The following is a 4154-nucleotide window of genomic DNA, read 5'->3' on the forward strand; positions in this document are numbered from 1 at the left end:
GCCGCACACCGCGTTCGAACCCCGCGACTTATACCGGTGCCTTCACCAATATCCGTGACTGGTTTGCCGGTCTGCCCGAGGCGCAGGTGCGCGGCTACAAGCCGGGCCGGTTCAGCTTCAACGTCAAGGGTGGTCGCTGCGAAGTGTGTCGCGGCGATGGGCTGATCAAGATCGAGATGCACTTTCTGCCTGACGTCTATGTCACCTGCGAGGAATGCCACGGCAAACGCTATAATCGCGAAACGCTCGAGGTGAAATTCAAGGGCAAGTCGATCGCCGATATTCTCGATATGACGGTCGAAGATGCGGTGAGCTTTTTCAAGGCGGTGCCGCCGATCCGCGACAAGATGGCGATGCTCTATGAAGTGGGACTGGGCTATGTGAAAGTCGGGCAACAAGCGACGACCCTGTCCGGCGGTGAAGCCCAGCGGGTGAAACTGGCCAAGGAGCTTTCCAAGCGCTCGACCGGGCAGACGCTCTATATTCTCGATGAGCCGACCACCGGCCTGCATTTCGAGGATGTCCGAAAGTTGCTGCAGGTGCTCCACCGGCTGGTCGAACAGGGCAATAGCGTGGTGGTGATCGAGCATAATCTCGACGTCATCAAGACCGCCGACCATATCCTCGACCTAGGCCCCGAAGGCGGCGTTCGCGGCGGCGAGATTGTCGCGCAAGGCACGCCGGAAGAGGTGGCCAAGGTCAAGGCCAGCTATACCGGCGGCTATCTGAAGGATATGCTGGCGAAGTAAGCGGTGATTATCAGCAGCGATTATTTGGCTGATTTCGCAATCAGGTGCGCGGCTTGTTTCCTTTAGTATCGCACCCCGCGCGCGCGCCAGAGCAGCAATAGTGGCGCCAGCAATTCAACAATCATTCCGGCAATTTGTTCGGTAGGCGGTGCACCGATCGTCAGATAGGATATTGCCCTTGCGCAGCCGCCGATGAAGATGGCGATGATTGCAAAGCGGAACAGGTCACCCCTTCGCCTGATATCGCCAGAGCTGTAGAAGATCATCAGCGCGACACCGATATAGACGCCGGAAAGGTAACGATACTGGTTATCCATCGCGGCGCTGAAAGGCTCAGCGCCCATATGCTCTGCTGCGCCGAAAAACATCCCGTTCAATCCAAACCAGAGCGGTATCAAGCCAATCAATATGGTCACAAAACGAAATGCTATCATGTGTTTTCCCTCTGCTTTCCCGTCTTCCCCGACGGGGAAAGATCTGGCGACGTGACAGATTTAATTCCTGCCCATTGCCGATTGAGAATATGTTGTCTGCCAGTCACTGAGCCCCCTCATCTGACTCCAACCGGCGACCAGGTTTACAAACTTTCCATCCGCCTCCCCGAAGCGGGCAGGCTCGGCTTGCCGCGCGAAACGGCCGAGCAGATGAAACAAGTTCCGATGGTATATGCGCCCTATTTTAAACCCCGTTACAAATGAAGATTGGCACGGAGGGAATGGACTGTCAATTTTTGTGTGCAACCGCAGTGGCATAACGACGATCGATAGATGAACGGGCACGGTTGCACCGATCAAGAAAAATGCTGAAGCGGCATTTGTGCACGCAACGCAGTTACAGCCGTTCGAGCCGGACCGGCAGTCCGTCCTTTGGCTGCGGAATCGGAAAAGCCTGCCATTTCGGCACATGATCCTCACCGCCTTGCAGCACGATACGGTTCTGGGTCAGCATTGCGTGCATCAGGATCTTGATCTGCATATAGGCGAAATGGAGGCCCAGACACATATGCGCGCCGCCGCCAAAAGGCACCCATGCATATTTGTGACGCCCGGCGCTGTTTTCCGGCGTGAAGCGCAACGGATCGAACTTTTCCGGATCGGGCCAGTGCTTCTCCATCTTGTGAACAAATTGCGGGCTGATACCGACATTGGTACCGGCGGGTATCGTGTAGTTGCGGAAGGTAAATTCCTTGAGCGCGCGGCGCGGGATGCTCGGCACCGGCGGGATCAGGCGCAGCGATTCCTTGAACGCCAACTCGGTGAGTTCCAGCTTGCCCAGTTGTTCCATGGTCAGCACCGTTCCGGCCGGTGCAACCGAGAGGCATTCATCGCGCAAGCGATCCTGCCATTCGGGATTTTTCGCGAGTAAATAGACCATGCTGGTCGCCGAAGAAGTGATCGTGTCATGCGCCGCCATCATCAGGAAGTTCATGTGATCGACGACTTCATCTTCGGTCAAAAGCTCTCCATTCTCATGGGTTGCGAGGCATATCTGGGTAAAGATGTCCTCTCCGCCCTTGGCGCGCCGCTCCTTCACTTGAGGGGTGAAATAGTCGAGCAGATATTCGCGCGCCTTCACGCCCTTCCACATTTTAGTGAATGGGATGGGCGAACGCGCGACACCAATCGACGCCTGCACCTCGTCGACAAAGGCCTTGTTGATCGTGTCTGCTTCCGGCCCCCACGGGATGCCGAGAATGGCGCTGGCTGCGGTATCGAGCGAAAGCGACTTGATCGCCGGATAAAATTCGAATGCGGTTCCGCCCCACTCTGCGACACGTTCCAATATGCCGGTCCCCAACACCTCGCAATGATGCTTCATTGGTCCGGGTTTAAAAGCAACCGAGAGCGCCTTGCGGTCGGCCCTGTGCCGGTCAAAATCCATCAACATCAATCCGCGCGGAAAGAGATTGTTAAGCACCGGACCCCAGCCCTGCTCGCTGGAAAATATCTTGTCCTTGTTGAACATCACCATTTCGGTCGCATCGGCACCAAGCAGCATGACATTCTGCTTGCCGAAACTATAAGTGCGATAGACCGAACCATAGCGTTCGAACATATATTTGCCAAAACCGATCGGGTCCTTGAGAACCTTCAGCGTCGTTCCCAATATCGGCAAGCCGTGTTCGCCGGGAATATGCGACAGTTGCTCGTCGCTCGGTGTTTTTACCCAATGCGGATTGGCAGATTCCTGATAGGGATATCCATGCGGTTTTGCTGAAATCGTCGCCAAGGGTAGAGCTCCTGAACCAAAGTTACATCATCCTACTAGCTACTTTCATTAATGTCAGCAAGACCCTCCATTCATCCATTATTCAATCGCGGCAGGATAAGTATCGCAGCAATGGAAAAAGAACCGCGACCAGGCACATGCCGTGCTGCTATGGCCGGTTTCGAGGGAAACGATCATGACCCGTTTTACGATGCCCCGATCGCTGAAGTCCGTGGTGGCGATTGGTGCGCTGTTGAGCCTGGGCGGCTGTATGTACGGCGGTTCCGGTTATTATGGCGACGGCTATGTCAACAATCGTGGCTATGACTGCGATCCCTATGCCCCCTTCGACGACTATTATGCGTGCGACTATGGCTACGGCTTTGCCAATATCGGTTTCGGCGGCGGCTGGTATGATCAATATTATTATCCCGGCTATGGTGTCTTTCTCTTCGACCGCGGCGGCCAGCGCCACGCGATGCGCGATCATCACCGGCGCCATTGGGCCAGACAGCGCGCTCAATTTGGCGGGCACCACGCCAGAGGACGCCATCGGAACGCGGAACGGCATGCCGATCGGCGTGACGATCGGTCTGGGCGCGGCGACGGCGTGCGCGATCAAAGGCGCAGCGACGACCGTAACAATATAGGGACGCGTAGCGCCCGCGGCGTCCGTCCGGTGACAAGAACAACACGGTCCGACCGCAATGTCCAGGCCACCCCTGCCCGTAATCGCGGCGACCGGGCGGGACAGGGCAACGGGCGCCCGACGAGAGCGATCCAGCAGCCGCAAGCGCGCCCTGCCCAGGCATCCAGCCCGCCACGACCGGAAACTCCGCGCCAATCACCGCGGACCAATCCCAACGCGCGTGAACGGCTTAGCGACGAATAGATATCGACACCCCGCTGTCCCCGTCCCGAACGATTGCTGCCTTTCCGCAAAACACGCCCATTTTACCGTCGCGAAAACCGGTAGATGCAACGAATTTGACAAGATCGGACAGCTTGCCGATGGGCGTCCAGTCTAAAGGTTAAGACAATTGTAATCATCGTAAATAGCCTATATCCTTGGATCACGAGTTAAGTTTCGAGGATTTTGGTCGATGGCAAGCGCATTTAGCGACATTCAACCCGACGAATACACCCCGTCGGAAAAGCATCCGCAGCATGGCGTCATCATTGGCGGACCGGCGGCGC

At 56.5% G+C, this 4154-nt stretch carries 4 protein-coding genes; 2 read left to right on the forward strand and 2 right to left on the reverse strand.

Going from position 1 to position 4154, the window contains the following annotated elements; genetic code table 11:
• Positions 1–749 (forward strand): ATP-binding cassette domain-containing protein (locus tag WBM93_RS06735; RefSeq protein ID WP_424429902.1); only part of this gene is annotated, 749 nt, incomplete at its 5' end.
• A gap of 62 nt (positions 750–811) precedes the next feature.
• Here the strand turns inward: WBM93_RS06735 and WBM93_RS06740 are convergent.
• The gene (locus tag WBM93_RS06740; RefSeq protein WP_424429905.1) at positions 812–1183 is read right to left on the reverse strand and encodes a DUF4345 domain-containing protein; all 372 of its coding nucleotides are present in this window, start codon (positions 1181–1183) and stop codon (positions 812–814) included.
• 397 nt (positions 1184–1580) lie between these two features.
• Positions 1581–2978 carry a cytochrome P450 gene (locus WBM93_RS06745; RefSeq protein ID WP_424429907.1) on the reverse strand — a complete coding sequence of 466 codons (1398 nt, stop codon included), beginning with the start codon at positions 2976–2978 and terminating at the stop codon, positions 1581–1583.
• A 175-nt stretch (positions 2979–3153) separates the two neighbouring features.
• Between WBM93_RS06745 and WBM93_RS06750 the strand changes: the two genes are divergently transcribed.
• The gene (locus WBM93_RS06750) at positions 3154–3849 is read left to right on the forward strand and encodes a hypothetical protein (protein ID WP_424429909.1); all 696 of its coding nucleotides are present in this window, start codon (positions 3154–3156) and stop codon (positions 3847–3849) included.
• Positions 3850–4154: the final 305 nt, after the last annotated feature.

The organism is Parasphingorhabdus sp., from assembly GCF_049667325.1.
Lineage (GTDB): Bacteria > Pseudomonadota > Alphaproteobacteria > Sphingomonadales > Sphingomonadaceae > Parasphingorhabdus.

Bases quoted from the DNA above. Each gene is read 5' to 3' on its own strand.
- WBM93_RS06740 (WP_424429905.1), bottom strand. From the start codon at position 1,183: ATGATAGCATTTCGTTTTGTGACCATATTGATTGGCTTGATACCGCTC.
- WBM93_RS06750 (WP_424429909.1), top strand. From the start codon at position 3,154: ATGACCCGTTTTACGATGCCCCGATCGCTGAAGTCCGTGGTGGCGATT.